This is a genomic window from Mesorhizobium sp. M7A.F.Ca.US.006.04.2.1, assembly GCF_004022915.1.
Taxonomy (GTDB): domain Bacteria; phylum Pseudomonadota; class Alphaproteobacteria; order Rhizobiales; family Rhizobiaceae; genus Mesorhizobium; species Mesorhizobium ciceri.
In genome coordinates, this window is record NZ_RZQA01001009.1 from 1 (window position 1) to 2023 (window position 2023).

3 protein-coding genes are annotated in these 2023 nt (G+C 61.7%); all 3 read right to left on the bottom strand.

Annotated features, from left to right (window positions below; genetic code table 11):
• A partial coding sequence (locus EN925_RS33470) for an MlaD family protein (RefSeq protein ID WP_164894578.1) occupies positions 1-1005 on the bottom strand: 1005 nt, incomplete at its 3' end.
• A gap of 14 nt (positions 1006-1019) precedes the next feature.
• Positions 1020-1808: an ABC transporter ATP-binding protein gene (locus EN925_RS33475; RefSeq protein WP_027161494.1), complete on the bottom strand. Its 789-nt coding sequence runs from the start codon at positions 1806-1808 to the stop codon at positions 1020-1022.
• A gap of 34 nt (positions 1809-1842) precedes the next feature.
• On the bottom strand, positions 1843-2023 hold a 181-nt coding region (locus EN925_RS33480; RefSeq protein WP_206633075.1), incomplete at its 5' end, for an ABC transporter permease.

Genomic DNA, 2023 nt, shown 5'->3' on the forward strand with positions numbered 1-2023 from the left:
CGTCTGGTCGATGTCGTCGGCCCGGTTGGCGAACTTGTGGGTCACCTCCGCGATGTCGGCGGCGGCCTTGTCGGCGCTCTCGCTGGCCTTTTGGATGTTGGCGAGCGCCGAGCGCACTTGTGCGGGATCGATACCGTCGAGCACGTTGTCGACCTTGGCCAGCGTGCCTTGCGTCCGTTTGGCGAAGTCGTTGACCGACCCCACGGCTGTATCGACGTTCTTGATCACGCCGTCGAGCTGCTTCGACGTCTGCTTGAGGTTACCGGTTACTGCGTCGACATTGGCGACGATGCTCTTGATCTTGTCCTTGTCGACCGCGTTGAGAAGGCCTTCGGCCGCCTTCAGCGTGCCGTCGAGTTTGCCGGAAACGCCTTTCAGCTCATCGGCCAGCGTGCTGGCGGCGGACAGGAACTTGTCGATGCCGTCCGAATTCTTGGCCAGCGCATCGGAGAAGGTCTGGACGTTCTGGACGGTCTGCGTCAGCGGCCCGCGAACGTCCTTGGTGAAGCCTTCGAGCTCGGTCAGCACCTTGTCGGCGCGGGTAAAAATATTCTGCGCCGTCTGCAAGAGGTTGGTCACCGCCGACGGGTTGGCGACGATCTCGGCGACCTTGCCTTCCTTTTCCGCTTGGTCGAGGAGCTTTACCTCCTTGGGATCGGCGCCCTTGAGCTCGATGTTGGCCTGCCCGGTCAGGCCGGCAAGCCCGATATCGGCTTGCGTCGATTTGGTGATCGGCGTCATGCGGTCGATCTCGGTATCGGCGATGGCAACCGTCGGATTGTCGACATCGATATAGACGCGCTTGACGTCGCCGACCTTGACGCCGTTGAACAGCACGAAACTTCCGCGGCCGAGCCCGGAGGCCGAGCCCGGAATGCGCACGCGCAGCAACGTCGTCTCGCCCTTGTCGCCGATCGCCGCCGTCCAGTAGACGAAGGCAAACGCCGCCAGGATCGCGGCCAGCGTGAAGATGCCGACAATGACGTAGTTGGCTCTGGTTTCCATTGTCCCACTTATGGCTATGCGCGCGCCGCAAGATCAAGTTGCCGGGCGCGTTTTCCGCGGAAATAGGATTTTACCCACGGTTCCTCGCTCTTCAGCATGTCGTCGATGGTGCCTTCGACCAGCACTTTCTTCTTGCCGAGCACGGCCACCCGGTCGCAAGCGGTGAACAGCGTGTCGAGGTCATGCGTCACCATGTAGACGGTCAGATCCATCGTGTCGCGCAGCTTGACCACCAGCTCGTCGAACTCCGCCGCGCTGATCGGATCGAGACCCGATGTCGGCTCGTCGAGGAAGACGATGTCGGGATCGAGCGCCAGCGCCCGCGCCAGTGCGGCGCGCTTGATCATGCCGCCGGACAGTTCGGATGGGAATTTTTGCGCCGCGTCGGGCGGCAGCCCGACCAGCTCGATCTTGAGCATCGCCAGTTCGTCCATCAGCTTTCGCGGCAGGTCGAGATATTCGCGCATCGGCACCTGGACGTTTTCCAGCACCGTCAGCGCCGAGAACAGGGCGCCGTGCTGGAACAACACGCCAAGCCGCATGTCGATGCGCAGACGCTCGGCATCATCAGCCTTCTCGATATCGACGCCGAACAGCTTGATGGTGCCCGACTGCTTGCGCGTCAGGCCGAGAATGGTGCGCAGTAGAACGGATTTGCCAGCGCCCGAGGCGCCGACAAATCCAAGGATTTCGCCGCGCCTTATGTCGAGCGACAGTCTGTCGAGGATAAGCTTGTCGGCAAAGGAAACGCTGATGTCGTGCGCGGAAAGCACGATATCGCCCTCGCCCGCGTCATCCGCCAATGCACCCGCCCTTTTCCTGTTTCGCAGCTTCATCTCAGAACTCGATCGCTGCGTAGAACATGGCAAAAAGCCCGTCGAGGATGATGACGACGAAGATCGACTTCACCACAGAGGCGGTGACGTGCTGGCCGAGCGATTCGGCGCTGCCGCCGACCTTCATGCCTTCGACCGAGGCAATCGTGCCGATGATCATGGCCATGAACGGCGCCTTGATC